At 72.1% G+C, this 16,084-nt stretch carries 18 protein-coding genes; 9 read left to right on the top strand and 9 right to left on the bottom strand.

The features are described from left to right. Positions 1-8: 8 nt before the first annotated feature. On the top strand, positions 9-1,241 hold the full coding sequence (locus tag AC0VYM_RS15975) for a DUF418 domain-containing protein (protein WP_475452866.1): 1,233 nt from the start codon (positions 9-11) through the stop codon (positions 1,239-1,241). 76 nt (positions 1,242-1,317) lie between these two features. Here the strand turns inward: AC0VYM_RS15975 and gdhA are convergent, their stop codons facing one another. Further along, complete coding sequence (gdhA, locus tag AC0VYM_RS15970; RefSeq protein ID WP_475452864.1) at positions 1,318-2,688, bottom strand: NADP-specific glutamate dehydrogenase; 1,371 nt, start codon at positions 2,686-2,688, stop codon at positions 1,318-1,320. Between the two features lie 103 nt (positions 2,689-2,791). Further along, positions 2,792-3,541, bottom strand: a complete 750-nt coding sequence (locus tag AC0VYM_RS15965) for a hypothetical protein (protein WP_475452862.1) — start codon at positions 3,539-3,541, stop codon at positions 2,792-2,794. A gap of 65 nt (positions 3,542-3,606) precedes the next feature. Between AC0VYM_RS15965 and AC0VYM_RS15960 the strand changes: the two genes are divergently transcribed. Beyond that, positions 3,607-4,686 (top strand): Gfo/Idh/MocA family protein, encoded by a 1,080-nt coding sequence (locus AC0VYM_RS15960; RefSeq protein WP_475452860.1) that lies wholly within the window; start codon positions 3,607-3,609, stop codon positions 4,684-4,686. A gap of 14 nt (positions 4,687-4,700) precedes the next feature. Here the strand turns inward: AC0VYM_RS15960 and AC0VYM_RS15955 are convergent, their stop codons facing one another. Continuing rightward, complete coding sequence (locus AC0VYM_RS15955) at positions 4,701-5,102, bottom strand: hypothetical protein (RefSeq protein ID WP_475452858.1); 402 nt, start codon at positions 5,100-5,102, stop codon at positions 4,701-4,703. Positions 5,103-5,224: 122 nt separating this feature from the next. Here AC0VYM_RS15955 and AC0VYM_RS15950 point away from each other — a divergent pair, with 122 nt between their 5' ends. Continuing rightward, positions 5,225-6,061, top strand: a complete 837-nt coding sequence (locus tag AC0VYM_RS15950; RefSeq protein WP_475452856.1) for an aminoglycoside phosphotransferase family protein — start codon at positions 5,225-5,227, stop codon at positions 6,059-6,061. Between the two features lie 4 nt (positions 6,062-6,065). Here the strand turns inward: AC0VYM_RS15950 and AC0VYM_RS15945 are convergent, their stop codons facing one another. Beyond that, positions 6,066-6,626, bottom strand: a complete 561-nt coding sequence (locus AC0VYM_RS15945) for a helix-turn-helix domain-containing protein (RefSeq protein WP_475452854.1) — start codon at positions 6,624-6,626, stop codon at positions 6,066-6,068. Between the two features lie 41 nt (positions 6,627-6,667). On the opposite strand from AC0VYM_RS15945, the gene AC0VYM_RS15940 reads away from it, so the two are divergent. After that, positions 6,668-7,180 (top strand): N-acetyltransferase family protein, encoded by a 513-nt coding sequence (locus tag AC0VYM_RS15940; protein ID WP_475452852.1) that lies wholly within the window; start codon positions 6,668-6,670, stop codon positions 7,178-7,180. Positions 7,181-7,251: 71 nt separating this feature from the next. Continuing rightward, positions 7,252-8,223 carry an EamA family transporter gene (locus AC0VYM_RS15935; RefSeq protein WP_475452850.1) on the top strand — a complete coding sequence of 324 codons (972 nt, stop codon included), beginning with the start codon at positions 7,252-7,254 and terminating at the stop codon, positions 8,221-8,223. A gap of 74 nt (positions 8,224-8,297) precedes the next feature. Here the strand turns inward: AC0VYM_RS15935 and AC0VYM_RS15930 are convergent, their stop codons facing one another. Continuing rightward, positions 8,298-9,227 (bottom strand): ribonuclease Z, encoded by a 930-nt coding sequence (locus tag AC0VYM_RS15930; RefSeq protein WP_475452848.1) that lies wholly within the window; start codon positions 9,225-9,227, stop codon positions 8,298-8,300. 38 nt (positions 9,228-9,265) lie between these two features. After that, positions 9,266-10,027 (bottom strand): MBL fold metallo-hydrolase, encoded by a 762-nt coding sequence (locus tag AC0VYM_RS15925; protein ID WP_475452846.1) that lies wholly within the window; start codon positions 10,025-10,027, stop codon positions 9,266-9,268. Between the two features lie 158 nt (positions 10,028-10,185). Between AC0VYM_RS15925 and AC0VYM_RS15920 the strand changes: the two genes are divergently transcribed. The 3 genes from AC0VYM_RS15920 (at position 10,186) to AC0VYM_RS15910 (ending at position 13,138) form a co-directional block, all read left to right on the top strand. Continuing rightward, complete coding sequence (locus tag AC0VYM_RS15920) at positions 10,186-11,190, top strand: pirin family protein (RefSeq protein WP_475452844.1); 1,005 nt, start codon at positions 10,186-10,188, stop codon at positions 11,188-11,190. A 212-nt stretch (positions 11,191-11,402) separates the two neighbouring features. Then, the gene (locus AC0VYM_RS15915) at positions 11,403-13,025 is read left to right on the top strand and encodes a sodium-dependent transporter (RefSeq protein ID WP_475452842.1); all 1,623 of its coding nucleotides are present in this window, start codon (positions 11,403-11,405) and stop codon (positions 13,023-13,025) included. Further along, positions 13,025-13,138, top strand: a complete 114-nt coding sequence (locus AC0VYM_RS15910) for a methionine/alanine import family NSS transporter small subunit (RefSeq protein ID WP_475452841.1) — start codon at positions 13,025-13,027, stop codon at positions 13,136-13,138. The genes AC0VYM_RS15915 and AC0VYM_RS15910 overlap by 1 nt, the downstream gene beginning before the upstream one ends. A gap of 90 nt (positions 13,139-13,228) precedes the next feature. Here the strand turns inward: AC0VYM_RS15910 and AC0VYM_RS15905 are convergent, their stop codons facing one another. Next, positions 13,229-13,771: a type 1 glutamine amidotransferase domain-containing protein gene (locus AC0VYM_RS15905; protein WP_475452839.1), complete on the bottom strand. Its 543-nt coding sequence runs from the start codon at positions 13,769-13,771 to the stop codon at positions 13,229-13,231. 233 nt (positions 13,772-14,004) lie between these two features. Here AC0VYM_RS15905 and AC0VYM_RS15900 point away from each other — a divergent pair, with 233 nt between their 5' ends. After that, entirely contained in the window at positions 14,005-14,616 is a 612-nt protein-coding gene (locus AC0VYM_RS15900) for a histidine phosphatase family protein (RefSeq protein ID WP_475452837.1), read from the top strand. Between the two features lie 2 nt (positions 14,617-14,618). Here the strand turns inward: AC0VYM_RS15900 and AC0VYM_RS15895 are convergent, their stop codons facing one another. Next, complete coding sequence (locus AC0VYM_RS15895) at positions 14,619-15,302, bottom strand: hypothetical protein (protein WP_475452835.1); 684 nt, start codon at positions 15,300-15,302, stop codon at positions 14,619-14,621. Positions 15,303-15,349: 47 nt separating this feature from the next. Next, a complete protein-coding gene (locus tag AC0VYM_RS15890) occupies positions 15,350-15,979 on the bottom strand; it encodes a helix-turn-helix domain-containing protein (RefSeq protein WP_475463057.1) in 630 nt (209 codons plus the stop codon). Between the last annotated feature and the right edge of the window lie 105 nt (positions 15,980-16,084).

Below are 16,084 nucleotides of genomic sequence, written 5' to 3'. Positions count from 1 at the left end.
AGGACGACATGACCACCCGCACCCCTGATCATGTACCGCCCCCCGCCGGGGGTCCGATCCGCTCGACCCCGCTGTCCGAACGCTCCCTGGCGCCCGACCTCGCACGGGGAATGATGCTCCTGCTCATCGCCCTCGCGCACACCCCGTACTTCCTGTACACGGCACAGGCGGGATCCGTGGGTCTGCACCCGGTGGAGGGCGGCCTGGCCGACCGGATCGCCCAGGCGCTGACCCTCGTCGTGGTGGACGCGCGGGTCCACACGATGTTCGGCTTCCTGTTCGCCTACGGCATCGGCCAGATGTACGCGCGCCAGACGGCCAAGGGGACCGGCCCCGTCCAGGCCCGACGGCTCCTGCGACGCCGCCACCTGTGGATGCTCGCCTTCGGCGCCGTGCACGCGCTGCTGCTGTGGCAGGGCGACATCATCGGGGTCTACGGCCTGATCGGCCTCCTCATGGTGCCGCTGTTCTTCGGACGCACGGATCGCACCCTCAAGGTCTGGATCGGCGTCCTGCTGGGTCTGGGCGCCCTGATCGCCGTGGCGGGGATGCTGGTCCCGGCCGACGCGGGCACGGCCGCCGCCGACATGCAGCGCGCCAGCATCGCTGAGCAGTCCTACCTGGCCTCGGCGGCGGTCCGGTTCACCACCTGGTCGTTCCAGCTGGTCGCGGGCATCGCGACGCTCGCACTGCCCGCCGCCTTCCTCATGGGCGTGCTCGCCGCGCGGCACCGGATCCTGGACGAGCCCGGCCGACACCTCGTGCTGCTGCGACGGCTCGCCCTGTGGGGCATCGCCGCCGGGTGGACCACCGGCGCCGTCCTGGCCCTCCAGCACACCGGCGTCACCGAGTTCGCCCCGGCGTCGGCGCTGACCGGCCTGCACTTCTACGCCGGGATCTTCACCGGTGTCGGCTACGCGGCGCTGTTCGGGCTGCTGGCGCACCGCCTGAGCGGGCGCGCGGCGGCCACGTCCCGGCCGGTGCGATGGCTCGGCGCCCTGGGCCGCCGGTCGATGAGCGGGTACATGGCGCAGTCCGTGGTGTGGGGGCCGGTGATGGCCGCCTGGGGCCTGGGGCTGGGCGCGCACCTGTCGAGCTGGTCGGCCTCAGCGCTGGCCATCCTCACCTGGGCCCTCACGGTGGTCGGCGCGGCCGCCATGGAACGCGCGGGACGGCGCGGCCCGGCGGAGGTCCTGCTGCGCGGGCTGACCTACCGCCCGGCGCGGTCCGTCGACGCCTGACCCGGGTCCCCGCCCTCCACCCCGAACAGGGTGGAGGGCGGTGGAGGGCGGCCCCGTGGGTCCGCCGAACACGTCCCTAGATGAGGCCCTGGGCCAGCATCGCGTCGGCGACCATCTCGAACCCGGCGACGTTGGCGCCGAGCACGTAGTCACCCTTGGCGCCGTGCCGCACGGCCGCCTCCTCGCAGCGGTCGTGGATACCGGCCATGGTCTCGGCCAGCTCCGACTCCGCGTGCTCGAAGGACCACGAGGTGCGCCGTGCGTTCTGGCGCATCTCCAGCACGCTGGTGGCCACACCGCCGGCGTTGGCGGCCTTGCCGGGGGCGAACAGCACACCGGCCTGGCGGAACACCTTGACCGCCTCGGGGGTGGTGGGCATGTTCGCGCCCTCGGCCACCGCCAGCACGCCGTTGGCGACCAGCGCCTGGGCGGCCTTCGCGTCGAGCTCGTTCTGGGTGGCGGAGGGCAGCGCCACCTCACAGGGAACGTCCCACACGCTGCCGCCCTCGACGTACGTCGCGCCGCCGCGCCGCTCGGCGTAGGCGCTGATCCGCGCGCGCTCGACCTCCTTGATCTCCTTGAGAAGGTCGAGGTCGATGCCCTGGTCGTCCACCACGTAACCGCTGGAGTCCGAGCAGGCCACCACGGTGGCGCCCAGCTGTTGGGCCTTCTCCACCGCGTAGATCGCCACGTTGCCCGAACCGGACACCACCATGCGACGACCGGCCAGACCCTTGCCCGCGCGCTCCAGCATCCGCTCGGTGAACATCACCGCTCCGTACCCCGTGGCCTCGGTACGGACCGCCGAACCACCCCAGTCCAGGCCCTTGCCGGTGATGACCCCGGCCTCCCAGCGGTTGCTCAGCCGCCGGTACTGCCCGAACATGTAGCCGATCTCGCGGCCGCCCACACCGATGTCACCGGCGGGAATGTCGGTGTACTCGCCCAGGTGGCGGTGGAGCTCTGTCATGAACGACTGGCAGAAGCGCTCGATCTCCGCGTCGGAGCGACCCTTGGGGTCGAAGTCGCTGCCGCCCTTGCCGCCGCCGATCCCCATGCCGGTGAGCGCGTTCTTGAAGATCTGCTCGAACCCCAGGAACTTGATCACGCCCAGGTTCACGCTGGGGTGGAAGCGCAGACCGCCCTTGTACGGGCCCAGAGCGCTGTTGAACTCCACCCGGAAACCACGGTTGACGTGTACCCGACCCTGGTCGTCCCGCCACGGGACGCGGAAGATGATCTGCCGCTCGGGCTCGCACAGACGCTCCAGCACACGCTGGTCGACGTACTCGGGGTGGCTCGACAGCGCGGGAGAGAGGCTCTCCAGCACCTCCAGGACCGCCTGCTGGAACTCGGGCTCGTCCGGGTTGCGCCGGGCCACGTGCTCGAACGCCGAACGCACGCCCGGGTGGTGGTTCTCCATTTCGGAGTCGATGACGGAGGTCATGTGGGTCTTGGGTCCCTTCGGCGCTGGCGCCCCTCACGGGTCACCGCCCTGGGGGACGTCAACGCGATCAGTGATGCGGCCACGTTCGAGGCCCCCAACGACGTTACACGTCCGGTTCCGTCCCGCTTCGACCGCTCCCCGCTCTGCCCGTGTCGTTCCCTACCCCCGGGCCGCGCGCGACCACCACCGTCGCCCGGGGCCGCCACCCCAGCGAGGCGTACAGACGGTACCCCTGCCGAGTGGAGACCAACAGCCCCTCCCGCGCCCCGAGCCCGCGGGCACGGGAGACCAGGGTCCGCATCACCACCGACCCGAGCCCCCGTCGGCGGTGCCCGGACTCGGTCCCGATGGCGTGGGCGACCATGTCGGTGCCCACCAGCGCGCCGATCCCGCTGCCCGCCCGGACGTGCCCGGGCGCCGACAGGCTGGCTCTGAGCACCGTCTCCTGACCGGGCACCACGCACTCCTCGTCCAGGTGGACGGTGTAGGGGGCGACCGGCGGCGTGGGCGCGGGGTGCGCGGTGAGGTCGACGGTCATGAGGGTCTCGTGCCCGGGGTCCACCTCCAGCCCCGTCCCGGCCAGCAGCCGAACGGTCGCCTCGGGGTCGCGGGTGGGCACGGTGAGCCAGTCCGGATCCGGTGAGGCGGCGACCCGTTCCGCCAGGGCCAGGGTCCGCTCCGGGTACCGGTCGGCGTCGAGGACGATCCGCTCCACCCATCTCCTGGGCCGCTCGAACCGCACGTGCAGGGCGCCGTCGGCCTCCGTGGCGGGGGTGAGCGCGGCGGCCAGTGCCCATCCCCGCTGCCAGCGTCGGACCAGAGGTGCCAGGGAGTCGGGGCGTGTCAGGCTCATACGGACCATCCCACCATCCCGGGACGACGATTCGTGGCCGATCTCCGGCGCCACACGCAATTCGCTTGCGACCCCCACGACTGACCGCCATGATCGGCCCCATGCGCGTGGGAGTGGTGGGACTGGGAATGGGCTCGCATCTGGCGGCCTGGTGCGAACGGCTCGGGATCAGGGTCGAGGCGTTGTGCGACCGCGATCCGGCCGTGCTGGCCCGGGCCGGTGCGGCCCTGCCCGACGCACGAAGGGTGAGCGACTGGCGCGACCTGCTGGACACGGGCCTGGACGGAGTGATCCTGGCCAACGACTTCGACGCCCACGCGCCCCTGGCGATCGCCTTCCTGGACCGGGGCGTGCACGTGCTGTCCGAGACCGCCGCGTGCGCCGACGAGGAACAGGGTCGCCGCCTCGTCGAGGCGGCCGACCGCTCCGGCGCCACCTACTCCCTGGCCGAGAACTACGTGCTGCTGCCGCACGTGCGCCTGATCCGCGAGGCCCTGCCCGAGATCGGCCGGGTCACCCACATCGAGGCCGACTACCTGCACGGCATGTCGCCCCAGGACGTCAACGGCCTCATCGGGGACCCGGGCCACTGGCGGGGCACCATCGCCCCCACGGCCTACTGCACCCACTCCCTCTCCCCGATCCTGGCCCTGACCGGCGCGCGCCCCGTGGAGGTGACGGCCTTCACCGCCGACACCACCGCGCCCCGCCGGGCCAGTGTCATGGCGGTGCGCCTGTCCAGCGGGGCACTGGCCCTCACCCGCAACGGGTTCCTGCAAGGGGAGCCCGACAGCCACTGGAGCTGGGTGTCGGTGCGCGGTGAACGGGGTCTGGCCGAGTCGGTCCGCGCCCGGGGCGACCAGGCCTGGTCCGTGCGGGTGCGCACCGAGGGGTGGACCCAGGTCGACGGCCGGGCCCGGGAGGAGGTGCGCGTTCCCCCGGAGCTGTCCCTGGACGGTGAACCCGTGGAACGGAGCGCGGAGGGCACGGTGCTGCTGCTCCAGGCCTTCCGCGCCACCGTCGAACAGGGCGCGCCACCGGTCACCGGGGTGCGCGAGGCGGTCGCGGCCTCCCTCGTGGGGGTGGCCGGAGCCCGTTCCCTCGAACAGGGCTCGGTCCCCGTCCCCCTGCCCGACCTGGGGTGAGCGCGCCGGACCCGTCAGCTGGCCGGGTCCCTGCGGCGCACCCGCGCGTGCACGCACCGGACCCGCTCCAGGCGTCCGGCGTTGGCACTGTCCTCCCCCTCGGCCTCCACGCGCTCGCCCAGCTTCCCGAGCACGTACTCGGCCAGGGTCTGGTCCCGCCACTTGGACCACACGTGGCGTTCCGCGGGGGCGCGTCGCTCCACCCGCTCCTGGGCCTCGGCTCCGGACTCCGGGTCGAGACCGCCCCGCGTGACCGCCAGGGCCTCAGACGCGCGCCGTCGGGGCACCCGCACCTGTCGGCGCTTGTTGCGGGCGATGTTGCGACGGGAGCTCTTGTCGTTCTCGCCGTAGCCGTTGCGGCGGTCCTTCGCGTAGCTGAGGAGTTTCTTCTCCTGGGGTGATCGGCGGCGCGGCACGGTGCCTCACGCTCCTTCCACGATGGGCTGGGTCGAACGGTGGCACGAGACTAGGTTGGTCGTTCGGGAGACACCACCGGATTTCCCGTACACGCCACGCGTCGAGGCACGGAGGCCCGGACATGGACACCGGACACCACGAACGGGATCAGCCGTTGAGCGGCGGGATGATGAACACCGTCGTCCGTCGGGGCGACCGCGTGGTGCGCGTGGCCCCGCCCCACGTCCCCGCGCTGCACCGCTTCCTCTCCGCCCTGACAGATGGCGGGTTCACCGGGGCTCCCCGGCCGCTGGCCCTGCGCCCTGCCGAGGGAGGCGACGGTCCCGGCGCGGAGGAGCTCACCTTCGTCGAGGGCGACGTGGCCCTTCCGCCCTTCCCGGCCTGGTCCCGTACGGACCGCGTGGTGGCTTCCTGCGCCCGCCTCCTGCGCCGCTACCACGACGCCGCCGAGCACGTCCCGATCGACCCCGGGGCGACCTGGCCCACCGCACTGAGCGACCCCGAGGGCGGCACCCTGCTCTGCCACAACGACCCCTGCCTGGAGAACCTGGTCTTCCGCGACGGCGAGGCCGTCGCCCTGATCGACTTCGACCTCGCCGCCCCGGGCCGCCCCGTCTGGGACCTGGCCGCCCTCGCCTTCTACCTGGGCCCCGCCCTGCCACCGGAGGCCCTGGCCCGCACGGAGTTCGCCGGAACCCGCCTCCCGCACCGGCTGCGCCTGATCGCCGACGGCTACGGCCTGCCAGACGCCGACCGCGGCACCCTTCCCGAGGCCCTGGAGCAGTACGACGAAGTGTCCCGCGACTTCGTCCGGGACATGGTGGAGCAGGGCAACCCCCTCTTCGTCCGGGACGTGGAACGGGCGGGCGGCTGGTCCGCGTGGGAACGGGGGAAGGCCCGTCGCGGTCGTTGGCTGCGCGACCAGCGCCCCGTCCTCCTCGCCGCCCTGACCGACTGAGGTCCTATGCCCGGCGGGTCACGGCCACCAGGTAGCGGCAGGGACTCCCGGTCGGGTTGCGGTACTCGCAGGGCGCGGGGGCGCCGAGCCGGAGGCAGTCCCCACGTTCGAGGAGGTGTTCCGTCGATCCCTCACGGAAGGCGAGCACGCCCTCCAGGACCCAGATCTGGTGGTGGGTGAAGGTGAACACCTCCTCGGGGTAGGGCACCCGGGCGCCCGGCGGGAGTTCCACCTCGACCAGTTCGAGCGATCCGCCGGAGGTGGGCGAGACCGCGCGACGGCGGTAGCCCGTCTCCGGATCGGTCCACAGGGGCTGCTGGTCCCGGCGCGCCAGGCGGCGGTCACCCTGCTCGGCCTGGGCGATGAGTTCGGAGAGCGTCAGACCGAGCGCCCCGGAGAGGCGGCCCAGCAGAGAGGCGGTGGGCTGGGCCTCCCCGTTCTCGATCCGGCTGATCATGGCCCGGGAGACCCCGGACAGGTCCGCCAGGGCGGCGCCGCTGAGCCCCCGGTCGCGGCGGAGGGTCTGGAGGGTCACGGCGAGGGCGGGTCCGAGTTCGTCACTCATGCGTTCACCATAGTGGACACCTTCGCTTATCATCTTCAACTATGGACGCCCTGCTCACGCACGACAGCATCCGCGACGCCACCGTCACCGACGCGGCGGCGTGCGCGGCCATCTACGCCCCCTACGTCACCGACACCTCCATCACCTTCGAACTCGACCCGCCCTCGGAGGAGGAGATGGCCCGGCGCATCACCGAGGCCCAGCGCCACCACGCGTGGATCGTCATGGAGGACGAGGAGGGCGTGCTCGGCTACGCCTACGGCGGCACCTTCCGCACCCGCGCCGCCTACCGCCGGACCTGCGAGGTCAGCGTCTACCTCGAACGCGGGCGCCGCCGCCGGGGCGCGGGACGGGCCCTGTACGCCGCGCTGATGCCGCGCCTGGCCGCACGCGGGATGCACACCGCCATCGCCTGCATGACCCTGCCCAACGACGCCAGCCTGGGCCTGCACCGGGCCATGGGCTTCGAGGACGTGGGGGTCATGCGCCGGGTGGGACACAAGCACGACGCCTGGCACGACGTCGCCTGGGCCCAGCTGGACCTCACCCCTTAGCCGGGCCGCCCCACCCCCGCACCCCTATGCTCGACGAGGTCCCCTCTCCCCGCCATCCCCTGGAGTGACCCGTGTCCGCGACCACCGCCCGCCACCGCCCCTCGGGGCTGGCCTTCGCGCTCGCCGCCGCCCTGGCCTTCGGAGGCGCGGGGGTCTTCGCCCGCCCCCTGTTGGACGCGGGCGTGGACCCGCTCCAGGTCACCTGGCTGCGGGTGGCCGGGGCCGCGCTCATCCTGCTTCCCGTGGCGCTGCGGCACTGGCGCACCGCCCGGAACAGGCCTCTGCTGGTCCTGGCGTACGGGTTCTTCCCCATGGCCGGAGTGCAGGCCCTCTACTTCGCCGCCGTCGCCCGCATCCCGGTGGGGATCGCGCTGCTCGTGGAGTTCCTCGGCCCCGTCCTGGTGCTGCTGTGGGTCCGGGTGGTGCGCCGCGACCGGGTCTCCCCCGCCGCCGTGGTCGGGGTCGTCCTCGCCGTGACCGGGCTCGGCCTGCTCCTGGAGATCTGGGCGGGCCTGAGCCTGGACGCCGTCGGCGTGGGCCTGGCCCTGGGCGCGGCCGCCGCACAGGCCGCCTTCTTCCTGCTCGGGGACGCCATCGGACAGGACACCGACCCCCTGGCCGTGATCGCCTTCGGCGCGCTGATCGCCGCCGTCCTGCTGGGGGTGCTCGCCCAACCCTGGACCCTGCCGTGGGGGGTGCTCGCGGACCCGCTCCCGCTGGGGGCGCTCACCCTGCCGGGCTGGGCCCTGGTGCTGTGGCTGGGCCTGGTGTGCACCGCCGTCGCCTACTTCGCCGGGGTCTCGGCGATCCGACGCCTGTCGCCGCAGGTCGCGGGTGGTGTGGCCTACCTGGAGGTGGTCACCGCGATCGTGCTCGCCTGGGTGCTGCTGGGCGAGGCGCTCAGCCTGGTGCAGGTCGTCGGCGCGGTGGTCATCGTGACCGGGGCCTTCATCGCCCAGACCTCCGTGCCGAGCCCGCCGACGGCCGCCACGGAGGACACCCCCGCCGTCTCCGAGACGGAACCCGCTCCGGACCGGAGCTGACCGGCGGGACGCGGGTGCCCCGCCCGTACCCCGGACCCACCGTTCGGTACCGACGGGAGGCATCGCCGTTCGCGTCAGCGCCGGGAAGGCATCGCGATCCGGTCCAGGTCGGCGGCGAGCACCACCCGCCCGTCGAACTCCTCGCTGGCCTGGGCCGCGAAGAGGCCCTCGTCGGTCTCCTCGTAGCGCTCCGACAGGTGGGTCAGCACCAGCAGTCGCACACCCGCCCGAGCGGCGATCCGCCCGGCCTGACGCGCCGTCAGGTGCCCGTACGCCTCGGCCAGGTGCTCCTCCGAGTCCAGATACGTGGACTCGATGACCAGCATGTCCGCCCCCTGGGCCAGCTCCACCGCCTGCTCGCACACGCCCGTGTCCATCACGAACGCGAACACCTGGCCGGGGCGGGGCACCGCGCAGTCGGACAGCTCCACCACGCGGCCGTCCGCCAGCTCCAGGGACCCCTCCCGCTGGAGCCGGGAGATGTCGGGGCCGCGCACCCCGAGGCTCCGCAGGCGGTCGGGCAGCATCCGCCACCCGTCGGGTTCGGTCAACCGGTACCCGTAGGCGGGCATCGAGTGGCGCAGAGGCAGGGCCGTGACCGTGAACGGCTCGTCCGGGCCCACCACACAGCCGCCGGAGCCGCCCACCGGCTGGGGCACCACCACCTCGGTGTCGCGGAAGGAGGTGGCGTGCCGCAGCCGCCGCCAGTACTCCTCACCGGCGCCCGGGTAGGCCACCCGCACCGTGTGCTGGACCTGGTCGCGGGCGATGCGCTGGATGACCCCGGGCAGCCCCAGACTGTGGTCGCCATGGAAGTGCGTCACGCAGATCCTGGTGATGTCGTTGGCGGCCAGCCCCGCCAGACGCATCTGCCGCTGCGTGCCCTCCCCCGGGTCGAACAGCACCCCCTGGTCACCCCAGCGCAGGAAGTAGCCGTTGTGGTTGCGCCGACGGGTGGGCACCGCGCTGGAGGTCCCCAGGACCACGAGTTCACGTACGGACATGGGCCGTATTGTCCCACCGCGAGCCGCGGGCGGCGCTCTCAGCGGACCCCGGTGGCGCGGGCACGGATCATCGCGGCACGCGGACCGTCAGTGAAGGGGGCGCCGTGTCCCGGCAGCAACACGCTCCGCTCCGGCAGCGCGGCCAGACTCTCCAACGACTCCATCGCGCGGGCGCTGTCGTGCGTGGACATCCGGCTCACGACACGGGGGCCGTCACACCCCGTACTCGGGTCCGTCGTGACCAGGGCGTCCCCGGTGAAGGCCACCCCCCGCTCCTCGAAGACCACCAGCACACTGCCGGGGGTGTGCCCCGGCGCGGGTACCACCCGGGGTCGGCCCGGCACCTCCTCCAGCACCTGGTCGTCACCGAAGACGGAGAACTCGCTCACCCGGTCCGCCGTGAACGCCCCGGCGTGCCCCAGGCGCACCAGGGCCCGCACCGTCGCCGGGTGCCGTGCCAGGTAGGGGAGCAACGGCCGCTCGGGACGGGCGTGGACCATCGCGCTGGTCGGGCCGTCCACCAGGATCGGCGCGTCGGCCTCGTGCACCCACACCCGCGCGCCCGCCTTGTCACGGGCCCGTTCGGCCAACCCCGTGTGGTCCGGATGGGCGTGGGTGAGCACCACCGCCCGCAGCCGACCCCCCACCCAGGCGACCGCGTCCAGGAACCGACCGCTGTGCGAGGGCAGACCGGCGTCCACCATCACCAGCCCCTCCCCGGTCTCCACCAGGTAGAAGTTCACGAGCGGGTCACCGATCCGGTACACACCGGGGGCGACCTCGTCGGGGACATGGGTCATGATTCCTCCCGGATGGGCATGCGTGAGAACCCGAGAACGGACCCCGTCCCCCACTCCTACCCGCGAACTCCCCTTCTAGCGCAGCAGGACTCACCCACCTCACCCGCCACACCCCCGCCCACGTGCGTCAGCACCCCGGCTGGACTAGCGTCGACCGGGTGAGCAACGTCGAACCCCACCCCACCGAACGACAGGTCTGCGAGGCCGACCGCACCGGCCCCGAACCCGACACCGAACTCCTCGAACCACGCGAGGTCCCCCTCGGAGGACCGCGCGCCATGCTCGTCCACCGCGCCCTCCCCGGCAGGAACCGCCGCATGGTCGGTGCCTGGTGCTTCGCCGACGTCTACGGACCCGCCGACGTCAGCACCGGCCCCGGCATGCAGGTGCCGCCCCACCCCCACATCGGCCTGCAGACGGTGAGCTGGCTGGTCCAGGGCACCGTCCACCACCTGGACGGCCTCGGCTCCGACCAGCTGGTCCGCCCCGGCCAGCTCAACCTCATGACCGCCGGCAACGGCATCGCCCACTCCGAACGCACCCCCGAGCAGGCACCCGACCTCCTCCAGGGAGCACAGCTGTGGGTGGCCCTGCCCGGGCACGACCGCCAGGGCCCCGCCCACTTCGAACACCACGCCGACCTGCCCGGGTTCTCCCTGCCCGGCGCCCGGGTCACCGTGATCATGGGCGAACTCGGGGGCCACCGCTCACCCGCGCGCACCCACACACCCCTGATCGGCGCCGAGATCGTCGTCGAGGCGGGCGGGACCGTCACCCTGCCCGTCCAGGCCGGGTTCGAACACGGCCTGCTGCCCCTGGACGCCCCCGTGCACGCCCACGGTCACCGGGTCGTCCCCGGCTCCCTCCTCTACCTGGGCCCCGGCCGGGACGGCGTCGAGTTCCACGCCACCGAGCGCACCCACGTGCTCCTCATCGGCGGCGAACCCTTCTCCGAGGACCTGGTGATGTGGTGGAACTTCGTGGGCCGCGACCACGACGAGATCGTGCGCGCCCGAGCGGACTGGGAGGAGCAGCGCGAAGGGCACGAGCCGGGTGAGGGCTTCCGGTTCGACCCGGTACGCGCCGACGACGGCGCGGCGCTGCCCGCCCCCGACCTGCCCAACGCGCGGCTGCGTCCGCGCCCACGACACCGTGACGCCTGAACCGGCGTCCCCACCCTCCGGGTGAGGGGCGCTGAACGTGAAAGGTAAGCGGGACTTGCCCGGAGTCCCCGGTGCGGGAGCTGGACGATCCCGCACCAAAGGCCGACCGGACGACGACATTCAGCGCGCGGACCTGCTCCAACAATGCTCAAAGGCACAAATCCTGCTACGGTGCGGATCGCGAACTACGGGATGATTTAGGAGACCTGAACATGGGGCAACAGCCTCGCGAGCAGTGGGGGACGCGCGCGGGATTCCTGATGGCCGCGATCGGATCGGCCATCGGACTCGGCAACATCTGGCGATTCCCCTACGTCGCCTACGAAAACGGGGGCGGAGCCTTCCTCATCCCGTACCTCATCGCTCTGCTGACCGCGGGTATCCCGCTGCTCATCCTCGAGTACAGCATCGGACACCGGTACCGTTCCTCGGCTCCGCTGTCCTACCGGCGCGTCTTCCGCCCGGCCGAGGCCATCGGATGGTGGCAGGTGGCCATCTGCTTCGTCATCGCCATCTACTACGCCGTCATCGTGGCCTGGGGTGTGCGCTACACCTGGTTCTCCGTCGGACAGCAGTGGGGGGACGACCCGGACGGGTTCTTCTTCAACGACTTCCTCCAGGTCAGCGACGGCCCCGGCATGGTCTCCGGGTTCGTGGGGGGCGTCGCCTGGCCCCTGGTGGCCGTGTGGATCGTCGTCCTGACCGTGCTCGCCCTGGGCGTGCGCAAGGGCATCGAGAAGGCCAACAAGATCTTCATCCCGCTGCTGGTGGTGCTCTTCCTGCTGCTGGTCGTGCAGGCGCTCACACTGGACGGGGCGGTGGAGGGCCTCAACGCCCTGTTCACCCCGAACTGGTCCGCCATGCTGGACGGCGGTGTGTGGATCGCCGCCTACGGACAGATCTTCTTCTCCCTGTCCATCGGCTTCGCCATCATGGTCACCTACGCCTCCTACCTGAAGCGCAAGGCCAACCTGACCGGTTCCGCCATGGTCGCGGGCTTCGCCAACAGCTCCTTCGAGCTCCTGGCCGGAATCGGCGTGTTCGCCGCCCTGGGCTTCATGGCCACGGCCGCGGGCACCAACGTCGACGAGGTCGCCACCGCCGGAATCGGCCTGGCCTTCGTCGCCTTCCCGCAGATCATCTCCACGCTGCCCCTGGGCGGGGCGTTCTTCGGCGTGCTCTTCTTCGCCAGCCTGGTCATCGCGGGTATCACCTCACTGATCAGCATCGTCCAGGTGATCGTCTCGGCGGTGCAGGACCGCACCGGCCTGGGGCGCGTCCAGACCGTGCTGCTGGTCGGCGGAGCCACCGCGCTGGCCTCGATCCTGCTCTTCCCGACCCCCGAGGGCCTGTACTTCCTCGACACCTTCGACCACTTCATCAACCAGTACGGCATCGCGCTCGCCGGTCTCGTGATGGTCCTGGTGTTCGGGTGGCTGCTGCGCAAGCTGCCCATGTTCGAGCGGCACGCCAACGCCGTGTCCTCGGTCAAGCTCGACTGGTGGTGGAAGATCGCCCTGGGCGGCATCACCCCGATCCTGCTCGGCTTCATGATGTGGGACAGCCTGCGCACCGAGCTCACCTCCAACTACGAGGGCTACCCGGAAGGCTTCCTCCTGGTCGCCGGTTGGGGCGTGGCCATCGGCGCCATCGTCTTCGGCATCGTCATCTCCTGCGTCCCGTGGAAGCGCGCCGACGTGATCGCCAGCCACGACGCGGAGCGCACCGCCGCGGAGGAGGACGGCCACCCCGTCCAACTGGAGGAGCCCAACGACATCACGCCCTCCGGCGCGACCACCCCGGCCTTCGACAAGGACAAGGAAGAGGACCGCTGATGACAACCAGCGCCATCATCATGATGGTCATCTCCATCACCGTGCTCTGGGGCGGCCTCGTCGCGGCCGTCATCCACCTGCGACGCCACCCCGACGATCCCGAGTCGGAGTAGCCACACCAGCCGCAGCCCGAGGGGCCGCGAACCGCACACGCGGATCGCGGCCCCTCGGCCGTGTACGGACGGTCCCCGGACCCGGAAGGGTCAGGCGGCGAACTCCCGGACGATCCGCGCACAGAACGCGGGCAGGTCGTCCGGGTTGCGGCTGGTGGTCACACCGTGGTCCGTGACCACCTCCTCCTCCACCACGGTTCCCCCGGCGTTGCGGATGTCGGTGCGGATGCTGGGGAAGGAGGTGACGGTGCGACCCCGCACCACGTCGGCCTCCACCAGCACCCAGGGCCCGTGGCAGATCGCCGCGACCGGCTTGCCCCGGGCCACGAAGTCGCGCACGAGCCGCACCGCGTCGGCGTCCGACCGCAGGTTGTCCGGATTGATCGTGCCGCCAGGAACCACGAGCGCCTCGTAGTCGTTGACACCGACCTCGGACACCACCCGGTCCACCGTGAACCGGTCGGCGGGTTCGATGTCCCCGTTCATCGCCTGGATCTGCCCTTCACGCAACGAGACCAGATCCACCTGGGCGCCAGCCTCGACCAGCGCCTGGCGCGGTTGGACCAGCTCCACCTGCTCGACCCCGTCCGCGGCGAGAATCGCCACCCGGCGTCCGGTGAGTGGGTCAGCCATCGTGTCCCCCTGTGATCCTCGGGTGCGCGGACCCGAACGGGTCCGCTGACACGTGCGGGCCTACCCGCCCAGCCCCCTCCACTCACGTACCGCCGCCGGTTCGGTCCGCGCGGCGCCCCCACGCCCCGGTGTACGGCTCTCGGAGCGGCACGGACGCCCCGGCACGAACCACGCGCTGCGCCGGGGCGTCCTAGGGAGGACGCCCCCAGCACCTCACCCGGAAAGGGCCTCCCATGGCCGCGACCCGACACCTGTACCTGGCCCGCCACGCCCAGGCCGACCCGGACACCGGAGAGCTCACCGACACCGGACGTCTCCAGGCCGACCTGCTCGGGGCCCGGCTGAGCGGCTTCGCACCCCACACGCTCCGGCACGGCCCGCTGCCGCGTGCCGCGCTCACCGCCCACCTGGTGGCCTCCCACCTGGAGGGCGTGACCCCGGAGGAGCTCCCCGAGGCCGGGGACTACGCCCCCCACCTGCCCGAACGCCGCGAACTACCCGCCACCCACGCCGACGGCGTCCTCGACTTCCTTGACCGCGTCCCACCCGCCGAGCGCTCCCCCGACCTGGGCCGAAGGGCGCTGGAGCTTCTCACCGGCCCCGCGCAGGGCGAGACGGAACGCCGCGAGGTGGTCATCACCCACGCCTACCTCGTGGCCTGGCTGGTCACGGCGGCGCTGGACGCGCCGCCCTGGCGGTGGGTGAGCGTGGGAGCCGCCAACGCCGGACTGACCGTCATCCGCTACGCCCCACACAGCCCGGCCTCGGTGGTCACCCTCAACGACCTCACCCACCTGCCCGACGAGCTGCGATGGACCGGATTCCCGCCCCACCTGCGGCCCTGAGCTCAGCTCGGTGTCCCCTCCCAGGCCTGGGAGGGGACCTTCTCCAGCAGGTCGATCAGGGTGTCGGCGGAGGACACCGCGTCCTCGGGCTCCAGGGTGCCCGTGAACCAGGTCAGGAGGTGGTCGCCGGTGAACCGGAACGGAATCCGCTGCTCGGCGCGTTCCAACAGCCACGCCCGCACCTCCGGTGCCAGCACGGCCAGGGCGAAGGCGCTGTCCTCTGTGGCGATCCAGAAGATGTTGTCGAAGGCCGGGTCGCCCGCCTGGAACTCGTGCATGCCCAACAGCTTCAGCAGGGTTTGCCCGAGGTGTGCGTTCCTGATCTCCATCACGGGGGTGCGCGGCGTGCCCACGGTCACGACACCATAGCTGTGCGCGATGGTGATCGGCTGCTGGCCGTTGTGGCTGGTCGTGGTGTACGAGTACTCGAAGGCCAGGACCCGGTGCCCCCGGTGGTCGGCCGTCAGCACGTGCCGGGCCTTGGCGTTGGAGCGCCCCGACTGGAAGGGGGTCCCGGAGAACCGGTCGACCAGCTCCGGCCGCTCCCGGTCGTACCTCCAGCCCCGCTCCCCGGCCCAGCCTTCCAGGGCCTCCGACCGCCGCCGTTCGGCGGCCGAGGACATCACCACGATCGCGATGATGATGACGACGGCGATCGCCATGATCGCCAGGGTGCCACCAGACATGGGTGATTCTTCCTCTCAGTGCGGCTCTCCACCCACTGAGACGCCGTTCACTCCTCGCCCGGTTCCCCCCTTTTTCCCGAGTCCTGCCGGGGGCGCACCCGCACGTGCGCGCGTTCACCCTGCGGCCCGAACAGGCCCAGGTACTCGACCGGGCCCGGCCCGGGGTTGGCCAGCGCGTGCGGGATACGGGTGTCGAACTCCGCGACCTCCCCGGCCTCCAACACCATGTCGTGGTCGCCCAGGACCAGCCGCAACCGCCCCTCCAGGACGTACAGCCAGTCGTGCCCCTCGTGGGTGCGCTGTTCGAGCTGGTCGGCCGGAACGGTGAGCGGGGCGTTCGGCGTCGGGTTGGTGATCCGGTAGGCCTGGAGTCCGCCCGGCCTGCGGTTGAGGGGGACGTAGGTGACCCCGTGGCGGACGAACGCCCCGCGCTGGACCCGGGGGTCGCGCACCGGGGGCTGTCCCACCAGCCGGTCCAGGGGCACCTCGTACACGCGGGACAGCGGCAGCAGGAGTTCCAGGGTGGGACGCCGTTGCCCCGACTCCAGCCGGGACAGGGTGCTCACCGAGATCCCCGTCTGCTCCGACAACCCTGCCAGCGTGGTGCCCCGTTCCCTGCGCAGGGACCGCAACCGCGGCCCCACCGCCTCCAGCACCGGGGTGAGTTCGTCGTCCATACCCCGAATCTGCCACAGCTCCCCCTCTCCCTCGGACACCGCACGTCCTCAGGGTTCCCCCGGTGTCCGCCCGACCCTTCCAGTCCACCGGACCCGCCCCACGCC

The organism is Nocardiopsis sp. iso_237 (genome assembly GCF_056173345.1).
The sequence above is the reverse complement of the archived record's forward strand: the minus strand, read 5'-3'. Positions and strand labels throughout refer to the sequence as shown.

Excerpts from the sequence above, each read along its gene's own strand:
- AC0VYM_RS15975 (WP_475452866.1), top strand. The coding sequence starts at position 9 with ATGACCACCCGCACCCCTGATCATGTACCGCCCCCCGCCGGGGGTCCG.
- gdhA (WP_475452864.1), bottom strand. The coding sequence starts at position 2,688 with ATGACCTCCGTCATCGACTCCGAAATGGAGAACCACCACCCGGGCGTG.
- AC0VYM_RS15965 (WP_475452862.1), bottom strand. The coding sequence starts at position 3,541 with ATGAGCCTGACACGCCCCGACTCCCTGGCACCTCTGGTCCGACGCTGG.
- AC0VYM_RS15950 (WP_475452856.1), top strand. The coding sequence starts at position 5,225 with ATGGACACCGGACACCACGAACGGGATCAGCCGTTGAGCGGCGGGATG.
- AC0VYM_RS15945 (WP_475452854.1), bottom strand. The coding sequence starts at position 6,626 with ATGAGTGACGAACTCGGACCCGCCCTCGCCGTGACCCTCCAGACCCTC.
- AC0VYM_RS15940 (WP_475452852.1), top strand. The coding sequence starts at position 6,668 with ATGGACGCCCTGCTCACGCACGACAGCATCCGCGACGCCACCGTCACC.
- AC0VYM_RS15930 (WP_475452848.1), bottom strand. The coding sequence starts at position 9,227 with ATGTCCGTACGTGAACTCGTGGTCCTGGGGACCTCCAGCGCGGTGCCC.
- AC0VYM_RS15925 (WP_475452846.1), bottom strand. The coding sequence starts at position 10,027 with ATGACCCATGTCCCCGACGAGGTCGCCCCCGGTGTGTACCGGATCGGT.
- AC0VYM_RS15915 (WP_475452842.1), top strand. The coding sequence starts at position 11,403 with ATGGGGCAACAGCCTCGCGAGCAGTGGGGGACGCGCGCGGGATTCCTG.
- AC0VYM_RS15910 (WP_475452841.1), top strand. The coding sequence starts at position 13,025 with ATGACAACCAGCGCCATCATCATGATGGTCATCTCCATCACCGTGCTC.
- AC0VYM_RS15905 (WP_475452839.1), bottom strand. The coding sequence starts at position 13,771 with ATGGCTGACCCACTCACCGGACGCCGGGTGGCGATTCTCGCCGCGGAC.
- AC0VYM_RS15900 (WP_475452837.1), top strand. The coding sequence starts at position 14,005 with ATGGCCGCGACCCGACACCTGTACCTGGCCCGCCACGCCCAGGCCGAC.
- AC0VYM_RS15895 (WP_475452835.1), bottom strand. The coding sequence starts at position 15,302 with ATGTCTGGTGGCACCCTGGCGATCATGGCGATCGCCGTCGTCATCATC.
- AC0VYM_RS15890 (WP_475463057.1), bottom strand. The coding sequence starts at position 15,979 with ATGGACGACGAACTCACCCCGGTGCTGGAGGCGGTGGGGCCGCGGTTG.